At 55.4% G+C, this 19,095-nt stretch carries 17 protein-coding genes; 6 read left to right on the top strand and 11 right to left on the bottom strand.

The annotated features are described in order from the left end of the window. Nucleotides 1–6: 6 nt before the first annotated feature. The gene (gene eco / locus KGB06_RS05910) at nucleotides 7–489 is read right to left on the bottom strand and encodes a serine protease inhibitor ecotin (RefSeq protein ID WP_223512573.1); all 483 of its coding nucleotides are present in this window, start codon (nucleotides 487–489) and stop codon (nucleotides 7–9) included. A 283-nt stretch (nucleotides 490–772) separates the two neighbouring features. Between eco and KGB06_RS05905 the strand changes: the two genes are divergently transcribed. Then, nucleotides 773–1,036, top strand: a complete 264-nt coding sequence (locus KGB06_RS05905; RefSeq protein ID WP_223512569.1) for a DUF1652 domain-containing protein — start codon at nucleotides 773–775, stop codon at nucleotides 1,034–1,036. Here the strand turns inward: KGB06_RS05905 and KGB06_RS05900 are convergent. Together KGB06_RS05900 and KGB06_RS05895 are read right to left on the bottom strand one after the other, a co-directional pair. Then, a complete protein-coding gene (locus KGB06_RS05900) occupies nucleotides 1,033–1,428 on the bottom strand; it encodes a hypothetical protein (RefSeq protein ID WP_223512567.1) in 396 nt (131 codons plus the stop codon). The genes KGB06_RS05905 and KGB06_RS05900 overlap by 4 nt on opposite strands. A 90-nt stretch (nucleotides 1,429–1,518) precedes the next feature. Continuing rightward, entirely contained in the window at nucleotides 1,519–1,797 is a 279-nt protein-coding gene (locus KGB06_RS05895) for a DUF2790 domain-containing protein (protein WP_223512565.1), read from the bottom strand. Nucleotides 1,798–2,305: 508 nt separating this feature from the next. Between KGB06_RS05895 and KGB06_RS05890 the strand changes: the two genes are divergently transcribed. Continuing rightward, the gene (locus tag KGB06_RS05890) at nucleotides 2,306–2,602 is read left to right on the top strand and encodes a hypothetical protein (protein ID WP_223512563.1); all 297 of its coding nucleotides are present in this window, start codon (nucleotides 2,306–2,308) and stop codon (nucleotides 2,600–2,602) included. A gap of 63 nt (nucleotides 2,603–2,665) precedes the next feature. Here KGB06_RS05890 and KGB06_RS05885 read toward each other — a convergent pair whose 3' ends face one another. From KGB06_RS05885 to KGB06_RS05850, 8 genes are all read right to left on the bottom strand, one after another. Next, nucleotides 2,666–3,316: a DUF2931 family protein gene (locus KGB06_RS05885; protein ID WP_223512696.1), complete on the bottom strand. Its 651-nt coding sequence runs from the start codon at nucleotides 3,314–3,316 to the stop codon at nucleotides 2,666–2,668. A gap of 17 nt (nucleotides 3,317–3,333) precedes the next feature. After that, nucleotides 3,334–3,987 (bottom strand): DUF2931 family protein, encoded by a 654-nt coding sequence (locus tag KGB06_RS05880; RefSeq protein WP_223512560.1) that lies wholly within the window; start codon nucleotides 3,985–3,987, stop codon nucleotides 3,334–3,336. Next, a complete protein-coding gene (gene tssI, locus KGB06_RS05875; RefSeq protein WP_223512558.1) occupies nucleotides 3,980–7,453 on the bottom strand; it encodes a type VI secretion system tip protein TssI/VgrG in 3,474 nt (1,157 codons plus the stop codon). The genes KGB06_RS05880 and tssI overlap by 8 nt, the downstream gene beginning before the upstream one ends. A 401-nt stretch (nucleotides 7,454–7,854) precedes the next feature. Then, nucleotides 7,855–8,799, bottom strand: a complete 945-nt coding sequence (locus KGB06_RS05870) for a carbohydrate kinase family protein (protein WP_223512553.1) — start codon at nucleotides 8,797–8,799, stop codon at nucleotides 7,855–7,857. A 121-nt stretch (nucleotides 8,800–8,920) separates the two neighbouring features. After that, a complete protein-coding gene (locus KGB06_RS05865; protein ID WP_223512548.1) occupies nucleotides 8,921–9,811 on the bottom strand; it encodes a phospholipase in 891 nt (296 codons plus the stop codon). 153 nt (nucleotides 9,812–9,964) lie between these two features. Then, the gene (locus tag KGB06_RS05860) at nucleotides 9,965–10,861 is read right to left on the bottom strand and encodes a phospholipase (protein ID WP_223512543.1); all 897 of its coding nucleotides are present in this window, start codon (nucleotides 10,859–10,861) and stop codon (nucleotides 9,965–9,967) included. 150 nt (nucleotides 10,862–11,011) lie between these two features. Then, entirely contained in the window at nucleotides 11,012–12,313 is a 1,302-nt protein-coding gene (locus tag KGB06_RS05855) for a glycosyltransferase (RefSeq protein ID WP_223512540.1), read from the bottom strand. Between the two features lie 49 nt (nucleotides 12,314–12,362). Continuing rightward, on the bottom strand, nucleotides 12,363–12,731 hold the full coding sequence (locus tag KGB06_RS05850; RefSeq protein WP_223512538.1) for a response regulator: 369 nt from the start codon (nucleotides 12,729–12,731) through the stop codon (nucleotides 12,363–12,365). A gap of 260 nt (nucleotides 12,732–12,991) precedes the next feature. Here KGB06_RS05850 and KGB06_RS05845 point away from each other — a divergent pair, with 260 nt between their 5' ends. The 4 genes from KGB06_RS05845 to KGB06_RS05830 are packed head-to-tail and all read left to right on the top strand — an operon-like array spanning nucleotide 12,992 to nucleotide 19,081. Beyond that, on the top strand, nucleotides 12,992–16,483 hold the full coding sequence (locus KGB06_RS05845; RefSeq protein ID WP_223512535.1) for a response regulator: 3,492 nt from the start codon (nucleotides 12,992–12,994) through the stop codon (nucleotides 16,481–16,483). Continuing rightward, on the top strand, nucleotides 16,483–17,316 hold the full coding sequence (locus tag KGB06_RS05840; RefSeq protein ID WP_223512532.1) for a CheR family methyltransferase: 834 nt from the start codon (nucleotides 16,483–16,485) through the stop codon (nucleotides 17,314–17,316). The genes KGB06_RS05845 and KGB06_RS05840 overlap by 1 nt, the downstream gene beginning before the upstream one ends. Further along, nucleotides 17,313–17,906, top strand: a complete 594-nt coding sequence (locus tag KGB06_RS05835) for a chemotaxis protein CheB (RefSeq protein WP_223512529.1) — start codon at nucleotides 17,313–17,315, stop codon at nucleotides 17,904–17,906. The genes KGB06_RS05840 and KGB06_RS05835 overlap by 4 nt, the downstream gene beginning before the upstream one ends. Continuing rightward, nucleotides 17,900–19,081 carry a hybrid sensor histidine kinase/response regulator gene (locus tag KGB06_RS05830; RefSeq protein WP_223512527.1) on the top strand — a complete coding sequence of 394 codons (1,182 nt, stop codon included), beginning with the start codon at nucleotides 17,900–17,902 and terminating at the stop codon, nucleotides 19,079–19,081. The genes KGB06_RS05835 and KGB06_RS05830 overlap by 7 nt, the downstream gene beginning before the upstream one ends. The last annotated feature ends 14 nt before the right edge of the window (nucleotides 19,082–19,095 follow it).

The following is a 19,095-nucleotide window of genomic DNA, read 5'->3' as shown; positions in this document are numbered from 1 at the left end:
GTGAAGTTATTCCTGAACGGCTTTCTCAACCTTGCTCGACGCCGACCAGATCCGATAGCGGACTTCGATGTCTTTTGGCACGTAAAGCACAATCGGCAGCTTGCTGTTGTAACGCAGCAAGAAGCCATCGCCGACCACGGGTACGAAGTCTTTTTTGCTTGTGCCGTCCGGGCAGGCCATCAGCGTGCTCATCGGGCCGATGACTTTTTCCAGTCGGTAGAACGGGTAGCCCCAGCCTTCCAGGTTTTTCTCTTCAAGCATCCCCCCTAGACGTTGGCGATTGCAGTCCACGGTCAGGGTCTTGCCGGCGAGGATTTCGACCTGGAAGTCATCTTCTTTGGTTTGCGGGGTGAGGTGGATGACCTGGCGGGTAAAACCACTTTCGGGTTTTGGAAAGGGAGCGATGGTTTCAAGTGTGGCGGCATGAGCGATGCTCGACAGGCCGGCAACCGTTAGTCCGACAGTCGTAATAAAGGTCAAAGAACCCATGATGCCTCCTTGCTTGTAATCAATTCGTGGCGCCATTCTTACTGCGCTCAGGCGCTAATGCAAACCCGGCGCTTGCACCGGTAATTTGCAACGCTGTCCAGGGCCCTTCTTGCAGATTGCACGGCGGTTTTTCTCAGTCCTGGCGCTAAGCCATTGATTTTCCGATGAGCTGCACAGCGAAATTCCAGACATATCTTATGCTTTGTCTGTTCCTAAGCTGGTCGGACTGCATATGAGCCAGCATCGATCATTGATTGGCAATCTCAAAAAGGAGAGGGTCGCCATGTTTCTTTCTGCCTTGGAACTTCGCAACATCATCGAAAGCAGTTTTTTGCCCAAGCGCTGCCAATGCACACTGTCTCCGGACTTATCGATGACAGTAAAAGTGTATGCAGACGGTCAAACCGACTTGCTGGAATTGAACGTGACCGGCATTGATGCCTCGACACTGAATGGCTGTCGGGAAATCAACGGGTTGATCGCTGGTCTACGCACCAAACAGCATCCTGTGGTCATATCTCATCCGTGGATGCGTAAAGCGCTTTAACCTGCGGTTTCGAATTCTACCGACACGCGCCGGGTCTGAAGAAACCCCAGGCCCAGCGCCAGCTCCGCCAGCACCGCAAGCAAAATGCCCGGCCCGACATGGCCATTGAGCCATTCGCCGAAACCCAATGCTGCCAGGCCAAAACACCCGACCATAAATCCGCTGCTCAGTGCGTTGCGAGTCACGGACGGCGGCTCGTTTCGAACCCAATAGCAAATCAATCCCAGCGCCGCGAACAGCACAGCGATGCGCCGCGCAACAAAGCCCGCCGTAGAGGAAAACTCAATACCCCAAATCGCCAGCAACCTGTCAGGCATCAAGCCCCAGACCAGTGCCAGTACCAAACACAGGGCGGCAGTGAACATCGACAACGAACGAAACGACAACTGCATAGCGAATCCTTGCGGCAGTGAGGGAGGCGCTCAAGCATAACGCCAGAACCCTCACAGTAAAACCGTCCGGTTTCGAATCAGACGTTTCCGTCAGTTGTAGTAACTGCACGCGTCAGAAAGCTTCCTGTAGGTGATTTCTTCAGGCTTGCCGGATTTATCGATGTACTTCATGTCGGCGATAACCACCTTGCATTCATCGGTTATCGGTTCTGTCAGGGACACGACTTTGCCCACATTCAGCTGCATGCCGTATTGATAAGGAGTGGCATTGGAAGTAGATGTGGGCGTGGATGTGTCGTAGGCCTGGGCAAGTCCGGTAAACGCGGTGCAGGTGAGGGCAGAGGCAAGGAGCAACATGCGGGTGTTCATGTGACGATCTCCAGTGCAGGCGGAAAATCAGCTCGACGATAAACGTCGAGCCTGCCGCACTGGGCGTCAGAAGCGTCTGAGGGCGTGCGGTCCAGTAGAATTTTGGACCTTAACGTTAAGAGAGGGTTAACCCGGCTGAATGCCGCCTGTCGCGACAGGAGAAACGTCTGTCGGATGTTTCGTCAGGAAAGCTTCTACGGCATCTTCGGCTTGGTCCTACAGGGTCAGGTGACTTGTCGACTTTCGCCTGCTGGGGTGTAGCGATTACTGTTTGGCTTCGCTGCAAAATCAGCGATCGGGTTTGGTCACCTGATGCCATCTCACATATGTGTGCCATCATTCGCCCTGCGGACATCCAAGTCCTCGTAGTGCGTTGCAATGGTGGCTGTGTGCTGGACGCCTTCGGGCGAACCGATTTGATGGTATCGGTTGACCAAGCCTGTACACAGCCGCCTCCCATCGTTTGGTCACGGTGCTGGCGTTACTTATTAACCATCGAGTAATTAATATGCCAACTTTTAAACCTTTTCCAGATCGCTATCGTTCACTCAACAGCGGCGTTACTGATTCAAGTCCTTTGGTGATCGACACCGAAGCCAACCCCCAAGACATTCTCGAAGCCGCATTACAGCGAGTACGAGCCTCCAGCCAGCTACTTGAAACGCTTCATTGCCAATGCTTCAAGCACGGCGATGTTCAAGATATACCGCACATTACTCATGCGCTTTATTTGCTGGCGCAGGATGGGTATGACCTGTTAGCGGTTGCTCAGCAACGGATGATGGGGTGGAAAGCGCCGGTCTGACGGCTGACCTATGATAGAAAAATCCAGCGCTCGTAGGCGCTGGATTTTGTATTGCGTCACGAATTACCAAGAGCCATAAGGCACACCGAATTTTTCGACGTAGGCTTTTGATACCGCTGACAGAGGGCGGTGTTTCCCCCCTGATTCCCCTTCATATGGCCCACGTGGATCAATTACGGCTTTTACCGTAGTCACCTCGATCGGTGTCATGCATGGACCGGTTACCCAGACTTTAGCAATGCCTCCGGGGACCAATCTTATAGCGATTGCCTTACGATATCCGGTGATCCATTTCCCGTCGGCGGTGCAGAAAACCTTTTCGCCCTTGCGCATGATCTCCCGCGTCGCCTCGGGTATGTTAATCACCATCTGATAAGTTTGCGGCTCAACCAGCGACTGCCAGCGGACATAGATCTGTTTGGGCAAGTCTGCCCCTGTTACGTACTTACCTTTCCCCCAACCAGCTCTTTTCGGCCAACCTCGCGGGTCGCCGGAATTGTTGGGAGGCTTTAGCATAGAGGCAACTCCACTCATCGCACGTGGGTATACGTGATCCTGAATATCGACCACGTCGGCGGTTTCGATCCAAACTTCCATGTAAGCGGGGGCCGAGAACCCCAAGTACCAGGATTTGTAAGGCATTGACTGGCTGTTAGCAGATGTGCAACCACTGAGCAAAAATGCGCAAATCGTAGTTCGCAAGAAACTATTCATCAGACTGCTTTGCTCTGTCATTTCCAAGACTCATATGGCACGCCAAACTTCTCAACGTAAGCTTTGGAAGTGGGAGAAAGGGGTCGGTGGTGACCGCCAGACTTACCTTCATACGGGCCACGTGGATCAATCACGGCTTTTACCGTAGTCACTTCGATCGGTGGCAGACAGGAACCGCCCACCCAGACTTTAGCAATGCCTCCAGGAGCCAACCCTATATCGATCGAATCGCGATATCCTGTGATCCATTTTCCATCAAATTTACAGAAAGCTTTCTCCCCCTTGCGCATGATCTCCCGAGTGGCTTCGGGGATTTTAATCACCATCAGGTAGGTTTGCGGTTCGACCAGCGATTGCCAACGAACATAGATTTGATTCGGTAAGTCGGCTCCCGTCACACGCTTGCCGCCGCCGATAGCGGCTCTTTTAGGCCAGCCTCGCGGGTCGCCGGAATTGTTCGGAGGCTTTAACATGGAGGCAACACCACTCATCGCACGTGGATATACATGGTCTTGAATATCGACGACATCGGCTGTTTCGATCCAAACTTCCATGTAGTCGGGGGCCGAAAATCCTATAAACCAGGACTTGTAAGGCATTGACTGGCTGCTAGCAACACTGCAGCCACTGAGCAGAAAAGCGGCTATAACGATACGTATAAAATTACTCATTCGGGTGCACCGTGCGCTTAGAATTTTCGTCTGGTCGATTGATGAAAACGATATCCAAGTCGCTATTGTTGCGATTTTTGGCCGCGTTCCAGTTATCCGATAGATGAACGTAACGCTGGAACAACAGCTCCTCCTCCTGCGAGGTTAGCCCGGCTATTTTTCTTTTCCCCTGAGCGTATGCCATCAATTTTTCGGAGATGGGCACGAGTTCTGCAGGTAACGAAAGTCGTGGTTCACCTTCATCAATCTCGCCAAACGGCACTCCATTTTCCACGGCCAGTTCGCGCATGATTCGAAAGTAAATCAAGGACAACTCACTGCGAACTTCGCGCTGGCTGCTAACTGCGGCATAAACGTATTTCATGTCTTTGCTATTATTTTTCTCTGTAGTGCGAAACGGAACTTCCCAGGTCCGGACTTCTAAAGAAAGATTATATTGGGCCAGTTGATCTTGAAGTCGACGCAAGTCTTGCTGGGCACGTTTGTAACTGTTGGCTTCAGCGAAAGATGCCCTTTCTTCGACCGCGCTTTTACGGGGTTTGCTGAGCAGGATGCGTTCCATTGCTTTAGGTAAATAGCCACCACCCAAGTCCGAATGCACACCTGGCAGGACAATATCGGCCGAGCCAAGACTGTTGAGGGCAAAGTTATAACGGCGTTCATTTCGAGCGACCAATTGGACGACCTTCTTGGCCGCGTCAGGTGCCAGATGGATATTGATCCCCGGGTTATAAGCGTTATTTCCAGTCCAGTCCCCTACCAGCGGATTGGCAATAGCCGCGACCGTGTCGTAAACGCCAATGAAATTTATTGACACATTGGTATGTGGCTTCCAGGCAAAGCTGTACGCTAACCCGGGAGTACCAACGGGGATCGCTTTAGCCAGAATGCTTCCTTCGCCCTTGAGGACTTCATTGGCAAAATCCCGTGCTGCTGCGGAACCGCGACTGAACCCAAAAATATCGAATTCGATCCGGCCAACACGTTTATCTGGGTTGTTTGCCCCAAAGGCCCGCAGAGCGTTAACAAGTAACGCCGGTGTTTCTTCAACCCGCGCTCTGACGCCCTGTGCACCTAAACCTGTACCTTGCGAAAAGGTTGAATCCTCGGCAGTACTGCTGGTACCTATCCCATCCACATAAACTCGCAGGCTGGCCGTTTTGGTATCGATGGGCAGCGTTTTATTCACTTGGTTATCATAAAGGTCATACAGCCTGGCCACGTTACTGACATCATTCCCATAGCTGTTATCCGGTGAACTTCCCTTGCCATCATAACCATGAGCCGCACAGAACTGACGAATATCCTCAGCCGATTCCTCCAGATTCACGTCCGGCGCAAAGCAGCCAAACACCCGCTCGCTATTGTTCCGGTTGTTGCCCGTCCCATCGAAGAACACCCCAACCCGCAAAGTAATTTCCTCCTCCCCGACCTCCTCCTCTTCTTCCTCTTCCTCAAGCTCTTCTTCCTCCAGAGGAGGAGTGCTCAGTTCCTTCACGGGAGGTGCACTCAACAATTTTCCCGCAGCGGCTGCGGCGGCCACGCCCGGGATTATCGGCGCAAGAATCTGAATCCCACTCCCCGAACCCGGCGCCCCACCCGAATTGGTCTTCACCTCAGCCCCACTGATCGTCACACCCCCGGCATCCACCTTGACGAAACTCCCGCCAGCCTTGGCCGTCAGTTCCATCCCGCCTTCAACAACCACCTTGTCGCCAGCGTTGTAGTGAATCTCTTCACCCGCCTCGACAAACTGCGCCGTGCCGACCTTCACATGCTGGGTCGCCGACACAGTCAGGTGATCATCGGCCCGCGCTTCGGTCTTGCGATCCAGGTGGGTGATGCGGTGTTCTTCAACCTTGAACTCGCTGAAGACGTTGGCCTCGACTGTGTCGTGCCGCTCGTTGCCAATGCGGATTTTCTGGTCGTGTTCGATGTTTTCATCCCAGTCGCGCTGGGCGTGCAGGTAGATCTGTTCCGCGCCTTTTTTGTCTTCGATGCGAAATTCGTTGTAGCCCTTGCCGCCCGGTGAGCTGAAGGTTTTGAAGGTGCTGCGGGTTTTGTTCGCGGGCAGGTCGTAAGGGACGAGGTTTTCCTTGTGGTACAGGCAGCCGGTGACCAGCGGTTGGTCGGGGTCGCCTTCGAGGAAGGTGACGAGTACTTCCATGCCGACGCGCGGGATGGCGATGCCGCCGTAGGCATTGCCGGCCCAGCCGGTGGCGACGCGCAGCCAGCAGCTGGTTTTGTCGTTGGCCTGGCCGTCGCGGTCCCAGAAGAATTGCACTTTGACGCGACCGTATTCGTCGCAATGGATTTCTTCGCCCGGTGGTCCGGTGACGATGGCGGTCTGGCTGCCGAGGACTTTGGGTTTCGGGTGTTCGAGGGCAGGGCGGTAGTGCGCGTCCCATGGCGTGGCGAGGAAGCGGTTGCGATAGCCCTGATGGAAATCGTCTTTGTTGTGGGTGACGTCGCTGGTGATGTTCTCGCCGAGTACTTGCGGCTGTTTGCCTTCGTGGACGACTTCCAGCAGCAGCCAGAGGTCGTTCCACTCGGCGCGCGGGTGTTCGCTGAGGGCCATGAAGTGGCCGCTGACCAACGTGGGCTCGTCACCTTTGCCTTCGGCGAGTTTGTAGTCGCTGCGATGGCGTTCCAGCGCGCGGGTCGCCAGCTGTTTGCCGCGCTCGCGGGTGAGGAAGTGGCCGGGGTAATCGTAGTCTTCGAGGTCCGGGGCGACTCCGCTCTTGGCGGCGCCTTCGGGCAAGATGCGCGGTTTTTCGAAGTCGTAGTCGCGGCGGCTGACGCGGCTGGTGCGGGTTTCCAGGCGCAGGTTGAAGCGTTTGATCACCGTTTTCTCGGCGGCCATGCCGGAGTCTTGCTGGTAGGCCACGGGCGCTAGTTTGCGGAACACGGTCTGGTTATCGCCGAAGACGATTTTGTGCCGGCTCGCGCTGTGCTGGAAGTGGAAGTGGATGCCTTCTTCTTCGCACAGGCGCTGGATGAAATGCAGGTCGGATTCGTCGTACTGCACGCAGTAATCGCGATCCGGGTAGTTCGCGCCGAGCTGGAAGCTGTAGGCGTCAGCGAGGATGCCGCGCGCTTCCAGGACCTGGGCGATGATCTTCGGGATACTTAACTGCTGGAATATTTGCTGGTCGTGGTTGTGGCGCAGGTAGGCCAGTTGCGGGCACAGGCTGATGCTGTAGCGGGTCAGTTTTTTACCCGAGTCGCCTTGCTCGATGCGATAGACCAGGCCGTGGATGAGGCCTTTGCCGGTTGCACCGAAGATCAGGCAACCGGGTTTGTGCAGGATCTCTTCGAGTTTCAGGTCGGGGCGGGTGCTGACCAGTTCGATGTCGAAACAGAACGGCTGGTTGAGGGCTTCACGGCCCACGAAACTGAGCACTTGCAGGTCAGCGGACACGCCTTTGAGCGTGAGGGAAATATGGGCTGCGTTAGCGTCCAGCATGCTTTGAATTCCGTCCTTTGGATAAGCTGGGGCGGATGGTGCAGGATTAAACCGCCTCGTTCAAGGCGCAAATGGCGTAGGCGGGCGGGTGTCCGGTCATTGGGAGAACCCTTGGTGGCACGGTTTTGGCCAATGAATACAGGGGATATTTCTTTATGTTTTTGCTGGAAAGCTCGGAGTGTCGGTCTCGATGTGGCGAGGAACTGGAGGTGGGCGGTGTCTTTGGCACCGCCATCGCGAGCAGGCTCGCTCCCACAGGGGATCAGCTGCGGTCACCCAATCTGTGCCTGATCAAGATCAAAATGTGGGAGCTGCGGTGAACACAGATTTTGTGTTCGACAACGATCCAATGTGGGAGCGAGCCGGCTCCGGGCGGCGTTCCGACGATGAGGGCCTCACATTCAGCGAAGATCCAGTTGATGCCGATACGGCAAATCCGGCCCGGTCTTGCTGCACGTCAGCGCCGCCGCCTGCACCGCAAACTTCAACATGCTGTCGATGTGCTCGCGGCTCAGCGATTGCACACCTTCCACCGAATCCAGCTGCTGCTCTGTCAACCAGGTAATCAACGCCGCCTGGAACGTATCGCCAGCCCCCACCGTATCGGCAATCTTCACCGGACTGGCCGGCACCGACCACGAACCATGCACATGGCTAAACACTGTCGCACCCTCGCCACCACGGGTCAGGAATACCAGCTGACAGCGATGCTGCAGCCAGCCTTCGATCACGCGCTGCGGGTCTTCCTCGGGATACAACAGGCTCAAATCCTCATCGCTGACTTTGATCAGGTCGGCGTATTCCACCAACGTCGCAATCCGCGAGCGCCACAGGTCGATGTTCGGTTCAGGATTGAGCCGCACATTCGGGTCGAGGCTGATCAGGCGTTTGCCGCTTTCGCGCTGCACCAGCGCCAGTAACGTGTCGGCAATCGGTTGCACGACCAATGAAAATGAACTGATGTGCAAGCCGCGCACTTCAGGCCCCAATTCCGGCAGGTGTTCCGGTTTCAACTGACGATCCGCGCAGCCTTCACCGCGAAAGCTGTAATGCGGCGAGCCATTGGCGCGCACTGCAACCATCGCCAATGTGGTGGGGGCGGCGAAGTCCACCAGAAAATCCGTGCGCACGCCTTCATCCTTCAGCACTTGTTGTAAACGCCGGCCGAGGTAGTCGGTGGACAACCCGGCAAACAACGCCGCGTCCACGCCCAAGCGGCGTAAACCAACCGCGACGTTGAACGGTGAACCGCCGGCAATCGCCTTGAAATTCACTTTTGAAGCCAGACCGCTGGCATCCTCTTCACTGAAGAAATCGAACAGCGCTTCGCCACACACCAGATACATAATTGCTCGCTCTTTAAAGGGTTGCGACATGCTGTTGATAGCGTTCATTGGCTTGCTGTGAAGGGCGCGATCATGCATCTATCCAAGCTTGGAATACCAGCGTGTAGTGCGCGCACTGGCGTCAGGATGTCGCCGACAGGTCATGCAAGGCACGACCGTAAACGGCTTTCATGCTCGTGGCCATCCAGCAGTAACGAACGATCTCTGACTCGTCGAAGAAATCGATATTGATAATGCTGCAACGTGTCACCCAGTCCCGGGATGGGTTGAACCAGTCGTTGATGTGGTTCTTGATGTCCTGGGGGCCGCCCAGAAACGCATAGCTAGTAGCTGACAACGACCACAGGAACGTTTCGTAAGGCGCATTTTCGAGTGTGCTGGCGATAAGGCGTTTCAGATCGTCGGCGTCATTGAAACGGGTAGCGTTCCACTTGTGCGGGATGCGCGGCCAGAAGTAGTCAGCGTTCAGCTCTGGAACCTTGGGTGCCGCCAGCACAATCCTGTGGCTCGCACTGAGACGCTTGAGTTCACCCAACGTGCTTGTGGCATGGGTAGGCGCAATGATCCGCTGGCCAAGTCGACGGACCAGAAGGTTATTCAGCTTCTGATAGTCAAAGGGTTTGGTCCCGTCTCCCAGTTGGTGGAAGTCGAAGACGATGAACTCATCCGGATTTTGATCGAGAAACGTTGTTACGGCTCTGATCAATTCCTCGAGGACGCGGTGCGATTGGTAGCCGTTATGATGGAAATAGAAAATCGATTGATCATGACCCTGGGTATAACCGAGACGGATATCAAACGCTCTTGCACCATTCGCAAGTTGCCAGGCGAACGAGTCGTTCTGACAGGTGGTCCAGTTACCAATAAGCACATCATAGTTGGGCGCCTGTTTATCCATGCCCGCATTATGAGCGCCGGGCCAGACGATGTCGGTCAGTTTCAGGCGATTGATGTCGAGGGTATTGCTCATCCATTTATGTTTATCAAAATTCCCTTTTGTATGCCTTGTCATTGTCAATCCTGTTTATGATTTCGCCCCGTCCGTGGGGGAAGTACTATCGGTAAAACAACAATAGAAGACAAACGCACGGTTGCCAGCGCTTGAAACAATTTTATAAACATAGCGAATGTATGGCACGTTCAATCCATGCCTGATTGGCACGCATCAAGCGTCGTTGTTCGCTTTGATCACACTTGCCATCCGGCAATGTTGCACCAGTTTCGATGTTTCAAAAAAATCTGCATTAATAATGCTGCTTTTCAGGACCCAGTCACGGCCAGCGGGATCAAACCAGTCGTCCAGCTGCTGCCTGATGTTCACCGGGCCGCCTAAGGCACTGTAACTGGTGGCGGAAAGCGACCATGGCAACCCGCGAGGCGGGTACTTCATGACCTGCGTGATATGCGTGGTCAGTTCACTAATGCTGGTGGTCGCAATACCACTCCACTTGTGCTCGATTTTTCGACAAAACCACGACGAGTCCATGTCCGGATGACGCTCGGTTGCCACCAGCACTCGTTGTGCGTAGCTGGCTTGCCTAAGTTGTCCAAGCGTCAGGAAAGCATTGCTGTAGGGGATCATCCGGTTTCCCAAATGTGTCAGCAGAAACCTGTTCAACTCCTTGAAATTGAAAGGCGGTTTGTCGGACGACAACTCGTGAAAGTCCAGCAAGATGAATTCGTCGGGGTTCTCCTGAAGAAAGCGGATCACACTCGTCACCAGGTTTTCCAGCGAACGGGACGAGCGAAAGCCGTTGTGATGGAACCAGAACGTAGCGACGCCTTTTTGGGAAACCTCGTATTCAAGCCTCAGGTCGAGTGCGCGCGCACCTTGGGTCAATTGATAGTAAAAGCTATTGCTCTGACAGGACGTCCAGTGACTTATGCCCGGTGCTGCATAAGATGCTTTTTTATCTACGCCGGCATTGTGGGCGCCGGGTAATACCAAGTCGGCAAACGATAAGTTATCAATAATCGGAGTGTCGCTCATCCAGCGGCTTGGCGTGAAATCCACAGTGTCATAGATGGAGTTTGACAGGGTGTTTAGATGGGTATTACTCATATAGCTTCCTTGCATGGGTAATAAGTAATTTGCTCAAGTTGTTGGTCGTAACGTTCTGAGCGATGGCAAATACTTATAACCTCATGCCAGGCGATAGCCAAATAAGGCTTGATGCTAAAAATGTATGGGCGTAGAGGGTTTGTTTAATAGTCAGGCGTCTTCTTTATGTCTGTTCTTGGCTTCGATCCACTGCGACATGTATTGAGTGCTTTTATGCTGGTGATGACGCAGCATACTGCCGATGAAGTTGTTTCTTCGAATAGCGCAAAGATGCTGCCGGCAATCGTTGAGTTTGGCGATCAATGCAGGGCCGTGTGTAGCTGACAGATAACGAGTATTCAATAATTCAAACCCTGATGCCTGCGCCTGCAACCACCGGGTTTCGTCTTTATAGAGTTGCACGGCATCATCGGCGAACGCCTGTGCCGTTCTGGCCACCGCGCCCGGCCACGCTTCTACCCCGTGCATGGCTTCTGCGCCAATCGGCGTCGTGACATTCGGCGTGCCACACAGCATGGCGTCGACGATCTTGCCTTTGATGCCCGCCCCGAACCGCAGCGGTGCCAGACACACCCGTGCTGCCGACATTACTTGCAAGGCGTCTTCAGCCCAGTTCATTACATGAAAGCCCTGCGCCGGGTTATGAAGCGCGGTGGCCTTGGGCGGTGTGTAAGCGCCGTAGATATGCAACTGCGCCGTGGGCAACTGCTCGCGGATCAGCGGCCAGATGGCCGTTTTCATCCAGAGCACGGCATCCCAGTTCGGCGCATGGCGAAAGTTGCCGATACTCAAAAAATGCGCGCGGTCTGCAAACGCCGTTGGCGGCGCACTCGGCAGATCGACCATCAACGGACACCAGTGCAACGAGTTGCGCGGCAGTTTGAACTGCTCGACCAGCAATTCGATTTCCACTTCGGAGATCATCAGGTTCAAATCGCAACGATACAGCGCGGCGATCTCTCGTTTGGCCAGGTCTGTATCAGCCATTAACTCGAACTCTTCACGCAATGCCGGAGCAAACAACTCGCTGAAGTCATTGGCGTCATCGCGGTCTTTCAAACGCTCTTTAAGCCGTTGATGCCGGGCATGGCGCAGGCTTTGCAAATCCGACGTCTCAAGCACACGCAAGGCGTCTGGGCAGTGTTTTTCAACGCGCCAGCCGAATTGTTCTTCCATCATGAACTGATCGAACAGCACGATATCCGGTGCCAGTTCACTGATAAACGTGTCGAAGCTGCTGTTGTTCAATTCGATTGCCACTTCACGAATACCCAGCGCCGTCAGGTCCGCCCGGTGTTCACCGGTGCCGGCCGGGCTGCTGAAGGTAATGTCCCAACCTTGCTGCAACAACGTATCGAGGATTTGCATCACATGCCCGCTGGCCGCTGAAGAGCGCGGCTCGGGCCAGACGTAACCAATGACCAGGACTTTGGTTGCGCGGGGCTGACTCATTAACGGGTATTCCTTGGTGCGGGTAGTAGAGAAGGGTGAAACGAGGGACTCAGGCCTGGCTGTCGAGCATGGACTTGACCTTGTCGCGTAGCTGATCGATCGAGAACGGTTTGCCGATCACGTGCATGTCAGCAGGCACTTCAATGCTTTCGGCGTAACCGCTGGCGAACAGGATGGGCAGTTCAGGGCGCAGCATCCTTGCCTGAACGGCCAGTTCTCGTCCGTCCATCACGGGCAAGCCGACATCGGTCATCATCAAATCGATGTACTGGTCTTCGTCGTTGAGAAATTCCAGCGCCTTTTCGCTGCCATCTGCCTCAAGTACTTTGAACTCCAGCTCCTCTAGCACGTCAACGATCAGCATGCGCACAATGGCATCGTCTTCGACTACTAATATGATGGATGCGTCGGCGGACATAGTGGGAGCTCTCAAAGAATGAATTCAGGGTGCCGGTCAATAAAGTTGCGGGGCTCTTGCATGAGCAAGTGGCGGGTCCCGACAAGTTCCCAACGTTGCGCAAAAAAGAACAACGGTTCAAGGATGGCAAGGATAACCGCTCCCTTTGCGCTCGCGCAGCTAAATGCGGGGATTTACCTTGATACGCGGCAGAAAATTGGATCAATACGCCTTATTTGGGGCAGACTCCATCATTTCGAACAGTTCGACAAGGCCTTCCCATGACCACTGCGTCTTCAGTTGATGAGCAACGATTCCGCAAACTCCTGAGCCGCAACGTCAGCCTGCCATTGGGTGTCGGCATCATCAGTGCGGTGTTTTTTGTCTCGCTGATCACTTATCTGTTGTCAGTGATCCAGTGGGTCGAACACACCGACCGGGTGATCAATAACGCCAATGAGGCATCGAAGCTGACCGTCGATCTGGAAACCGGCATGCGCGGTTACCTGCTGACCGGTGACGAGCACTTTCTTGATCCCTACGAAACGGCCAAGCCAAGAATAACGGTCGCCCTCAACACCTTGCTCGAACTCACCGCTGACAATCCGGTGCAGACCGATCGTGTGCGTCGTCTGCAAGCGTTGCAGACCGACTGGACGAACTACGCGCAATCGATGATCGAATTGCAGCGTGCTAGCGGTGATTACCGCGCCGCGGTCAAGGCCGGGCGCGGCAAGCGACTGACCGATGAAATTCGCAAGCAGTTCGAAGAAGTGATCGACATGGAGCAGCAGTTGCGTGCCACGCGCAACGACGATGTGCGCCGTACCACGATCTGGAGCATCGGCCTGTACCTGTTATTCGTCGCCGGTATCAGCGCCTTGCTGGCCTATATTGGCCGTCGCGACCTGCTCAATCTTTCGCAAGACTACAGCGCCAACCTAGGTGCGCAGCAAGCCAGCGCCCGGCGTCTGGAACAACAAGCCTGGCTGCGCAATGGCCAGACCGAGCTGGCCGAGCAAGTGTTGGGGCAACTGAGCCTCAATTTATTGGGCCGCAACATTTTGCAGTTCTGCGCGCAGTACCTGGGCACCGCCGTCGCCGCCATTTATGTTCGCGAAGACCACGGTGGCCTCAACCGCATTGCATCTTACGGTTTCTCGCGTGAGCAGGAAGAACGCGACCAGCAGATCTATAGCGATGAAGGGATTGTCGGTCAGGTCGCGAACCAGGCTCGCCTGATCCGTCTTGATGACGTGCCGAGCGATTACTTCAAGGTCAGTTCCGGCCTCGGCGAAGGCCTGCCGCATAGCGTGCTCGTGGTGCCGACCAGTGATGACGAGCGGGTCAATGGCGTGATCGAACTGGGTTTCCTGCGTCCGCTGACTGATCGTGACGTCGAGTTGCTTGAGTTGATTGCCGGCAACATCGGCACCTCGATCGAAGCCGCTCGTTATCGGCAACGTTTGCAGGAAGTGTTGGGTGAAACCCAGCAGCTCAACGAAGAGCTGCAAGTGCAACAAGAAGAGCTCAAGACCGCCAACGAAGAACTCGAAGAACAGTCGCGAATTCTCAAGGAGTCCCAGGCGCACCTGGAAACCCAGCAGGTAGAGCTGGAGCAGACCAACGAGCAACTCGCCGAGCAGGCGCAGATCCTGGCGGATCAACGCGATGCCATGGACCTGAAAAACACCGAGCTGAACCAGGCTCAGGTGCAGCTTGAGGATCGCGCCCTGGAGTTGCAGCGCTCCAGCAAGTACAAGTCCGAGTTTCTCGCCAACATGTCCCATGAACTGCGCACGCCGCTGAACAGCTCGTTGATCCTGGCCAAATTGCTTGCTGAAAATCCTCAGGAAAACCTGACTGCCGAACAGGTGAAGTTCGCCGAGTCGATCTATTCCGCCGGGAATGACTTGCTTAATTTGATCAACGACATTCTCGATATTTCCAAGGTCGAGGCCGGCAAGCTGGAGATGCGTCCTGAGAACGTCAGCGTCGAGCGTCTGGTAGACGGTTTGCGCGGGATGTTCGAGCCGATGGCAACCGACAAGAACCTCGCGTTTCACGTCGAGTCGCAACCCGGTTCGCCAAAGATGCTCTTCACCGACCGCCAGCGTCTGGAACAAGTGATCAAAAACCTGCTGTCGAACGCGGTGAAATTCACCGAGAAAGGCTCGGTCAGCCTGACCGTGGCGTCCCAGCCCAATGATGGTGTCGCCTTTATCATCCGCGACTCCGGGATCGGTATCGCCGAGGAGCAGCAAGACAGCATTTTCGAAGCGTTCCGCCAGGCTGACGGCACCACCAATCGCCGTTACGGCGGCACCGGTCTGGGCTTGTCGATTTCTCGGGACCTGGCCGCGTTGCTCGGTGGTTCGATCAACGTAACCAGTGAGCCGGGGCAGGGCAGTGTGTTCACCCTGGTCTTGCCCCAGCAATACGTCGAGCCGGGAGACGAGCCTGTCGAACCCATGAAGGCTTCTCCCGTGGCAATCACCCACCGCGTGGCACCGGCAGCGCTGGTGCCGCTGATTGCCGAGGTGGATATTCCTCGCTTCAACGACGACCGCACCCACGCGCCATTCACCACACGCTGCATTCTGGTGGTGGAAGATGAGCCCAACTTTGCGCACATCCTCTACGACCTTGCACACGAGCTGGGCTATCAGTGCCTGGTCGCCCACGGTGCCGACGAAGGTTATGACCTGGCCAAGGAGTTTATTCCCGACGCCATTTTGCTGGATATGCGCCTGCCGGATCATTCCGGGCTAACCGTGTTGCAGCGGCTGAAAGAACACGCCGAAACCCGGCACATTCCGGTTCATGTCATTTCGGTGGAAGACCGGGTCGAAGCCGCGATGCACATGGGCGCCATCGGTTACGCGGTCAAGCCGACTACTCGTGAAGAACTGAAGGATGTGTTCGCCCGCCTCGAAGCCAAGCTGACTCAGAAGGTCAAACGGGTGCTGCTGGTGGAAGATGACGACGTACAGCGCGACAGCATTGCCCGCCTCATCGGCGACGAAGACATCGAGATTACTGCCGTTGGCTTGGCTCAGGACGCCCTGGACCTGCTGCGCACGACGATTTTCGATTGCATGATCATCGACCTGAAACTGCCGGACATGCTCGGCAACGACTTGCTCAAGCGCATGTCCACGGAAGACATCTGCTCATTCCCGCCGGTGATTGTCTACACCGGGCGCAACCTGACCCGCGATGAAGAGGCGGAGCTTCGCAAGTATTCGCGCTCGATCATCATCAAGGGCGCTCGCTCGCCCGAGCGTTTGCTGGATGAGGTCACACTCTTTCTGCACAAAGTCGAATCGAAGTTGTCCCATGAACGGCAGAGGATGCTCAAGACCGCGCGCAGCCGCGACAAGGTCTTCGAGGGTCGCAAGGTGCTGCTGGTGGATGACGATGTTCGCAACATCTTCGCCCTCACCAGTGCGCTGGAGCAAAAGGGCGCAGTCGTGGTCATTGGCCGAAATGGTCGTGAAGCGATTGAAAGACTGAATGAAGTCGAGGACATCGATCTGGTGTTGATGGACGTGATGATGCCGGAGATGGATGGCTTCGAAGCCACTATCGAGATCCGCAAGGACCCGCGCTGGCGCAAGCTGCCCATCATTGCAGTGACGGCCAAGGCCATGAAGGACGATCAGGAGCGCTGCTTGCAAGCCGGCTCCAACGATTACCTGGCCAAGCCCATTGACCTGGATCGCCTGTTCTCGCTGATTCGTGTGTGGTTACCGAAGATGGAACGTATTTAGTGGAACGCATTCATTCAGCGGAGCGAAATAGCGAAATCGAATTGCGCTTGTTGATCGAGGCGATTTACCTCAAGTACAGCTACGACTTTCGCGATTACTCCGGCGCGTCGATCAAGCGCCGGGTGAATCATGCGCTGGCACAATTCGAGTGCAACACCATCTCGGCCCTGCAAGAAAAGGTGCTGCATGATCCGGCTGCGTTCATGCAATTGCTGCAATTGTTGACGATCCCGGTCAGTGAAATGTTTCGCGACCCTTCGCACTTCCTTGCGATCCGCAAGGAAGTGGTGCCACTGCTCAAGACCTATCCATCGATCAAGATCTGGATTGCCGGGTGCAGTACCGGTGAAGAGGTCTATTCGATGGCGATTCTGCTGCGCGAAGAAGGCTTGCTGGACCGCACCATCATTTATGCCACCGACATCAACCCACGCTCGCTGGAAAAGGCCAAGAAGGGGATTTTCTCCATGGAAAATGTCCGGGCCTACACTTCTAACTATCAGCAGGCGGGTGGCCAGTGTTCATTCGCCGACTACTACACGGCGGCTTATGGTTACGCGATTTTCGACAAAAGCCTGTGCGAGAACGTGACGTTCGCCGATCACAGCCTCGCGACGGACAGTGTCTTTTCAGAGACTCAATTAATTTCGTGCCGTAATGTATTGATTTATTTCAATAAGAATCTTCAGGATCGCGCGTTCGGGTTGTTCCATGAATCCCTTTGTCATCGCGGGTTCCTGGTGCTGGGCAGTAAGGAAACACCGGAATTTTCGGCCTACGGCAACCAGTTCGAACCGCTGGTCAAACAAGAACGGATCTACCGAAAATCATGAGCGACGCTGCAGATGTTCCTTCAATCGAGGCTATCGTGATCGGCGCTTCGGCCGGCGGAGTGGAGGCGTTGCTCACTATTCTTGGCCCGCTGCGGGAAGGCTTCACATTGCCGATCATTGTGGTGCTGCACCTGCCCGACGAGCGCCGCAGCTTGTTGGCCGAGGTGTTTGCACGCCGGGTTTCGATGCCCGTTCGGGAAGCGACCGATAAAACCCGGGTCGAAGCCGGGACGCTGTATTTCGCCACACCCGGTTATCACTTGTCGGTGGAACAGGACCACAGCTTCTCGTTGAGCCTGGAAGATCGCGTGCATCATTCGCGACCCGCCATCGATTACCTGTTCGAGTCCGCCGCCGACGCTTATGGTTCTGCCTTGGCCGCCGTGTTACTGACGGGGGCCAATCGCGACGGTGCCCGTGGCCTTTCCCACGTTAAACGTCGCGGTGGCCTGACCATCGTGCAAGACCCGACTGAGGCGCAGGTCGCGACCATGCCTCAGGCAGCACTGGATATTCAGCAGCCTGACCATATTCTCTCTGTCCGCGGCATCGGCCGTCTGCTTGTCGAGCTGGAACGAATAGCATGTTAAGTAACATCCAAGCCAAATTGCTGATCGTCGACGATCTGCCGGAGAACCTGTTGGCGCTTGAAGCGTTGATCAAGCGTGAAGACCGTTTGGTCTACAAAGCCTTGTCCGCCGATGAAGCCTTGTCGCTCTTGTTGCAGCACGAATTCGCCCTGGCCATTCTCGATGTACAGATGCCGGGTATGAATGGCTTCGAGCTGGCCGAATTGATGCGCGGTACGGAAAAAACCAAAAACATCCCGATCGTGTTTGTCAGTGCGGCCGGTCGCGAGTTGAACTACGCGTTCAAAGGCTACGAAAGCGGCGCAGTGGACTTCCTGCATAAGCCGCTGGATATCCATGCGGTCAAGAGCAAGGTCAAGGTGTTCGTGGATCTGTATCGCCAGAGCAAGGCGATGAAGCAGCAGGTTGAAGCGCTGGAGCAGAGCCGTCACGAGCAAGAAGAGTTGCTCAAGCAGTTGCAGCGCACTCAGCTGGAACTGGAGCAAGCGGTGCGCATGCGCGATGACTTCATGTCGATCGTTGCCCACGAAGTGCGCACGCCGCTCAATGGCCTGATCCTTGAAACCCAGTTGCGCAAGATGCACCTCGCCCGGGATAACGCGTCGGCGTTCACGCTGGACAAGATGCACGCCATGGTCGACCGCGACGAGCGGCAGATCAAAAGCCTGATCCGCCTGATCGAAGACATGCTGGACGTGTCACGCATCCGCACTGGCAAGCTGTCGATCCGGCCCACCCGATTTGATCTGGTGCAATTGGTCAGCAACCTGCTGCAAAACTTTACCCCGCAGGTCGAAGCCGCCGAGTCTTCGGTGACGCTGACGGCCGAGCAGCCGGTGGTCGGCAGCTGGGACGAATTCCGTATCGAGCAAGTGATTTCCAATCTGCTGACCAATGCGTTGCGCTATGGCGCCCACAGCCCGATCGACGTTCGCGTGTACAATCAGGACGGCCAGGCGCGCGTCGAGGTTCAGGATCGCGGTATCGGTATCGGCGAAGAGAACCAGAAACGTATTTTTCAGCAGTTTGAACGGGTTTCGGCCAAAACCGTGGTGGCGGGGTTGGGGCTGGGACTGTTTATTTCGGAACAGATTGTTGCTGCCCATGGCGGCACTATCACCGTCGAGAGCCGGATTGGCGAAGGCGCATTGTTTCGCGTTTGTCTGCCGCTGTAGGGAAACAGCCAGAT

The organism is Pseudomonas sp. GL-B-19 (assembly GCF_019956415.1).
In the GTDB taxonomy this organism is placed as follows: Bacteria; Pseudomonadota; Gammaproteobacteria; order Pseudomonadales; family Pseudomonadaceae; genus Aquipseudomonas.
Note: the sequence above shows the minus strand (reverse complement) of the source record. Positions and strands in the feature narration are given on the sequence as shown.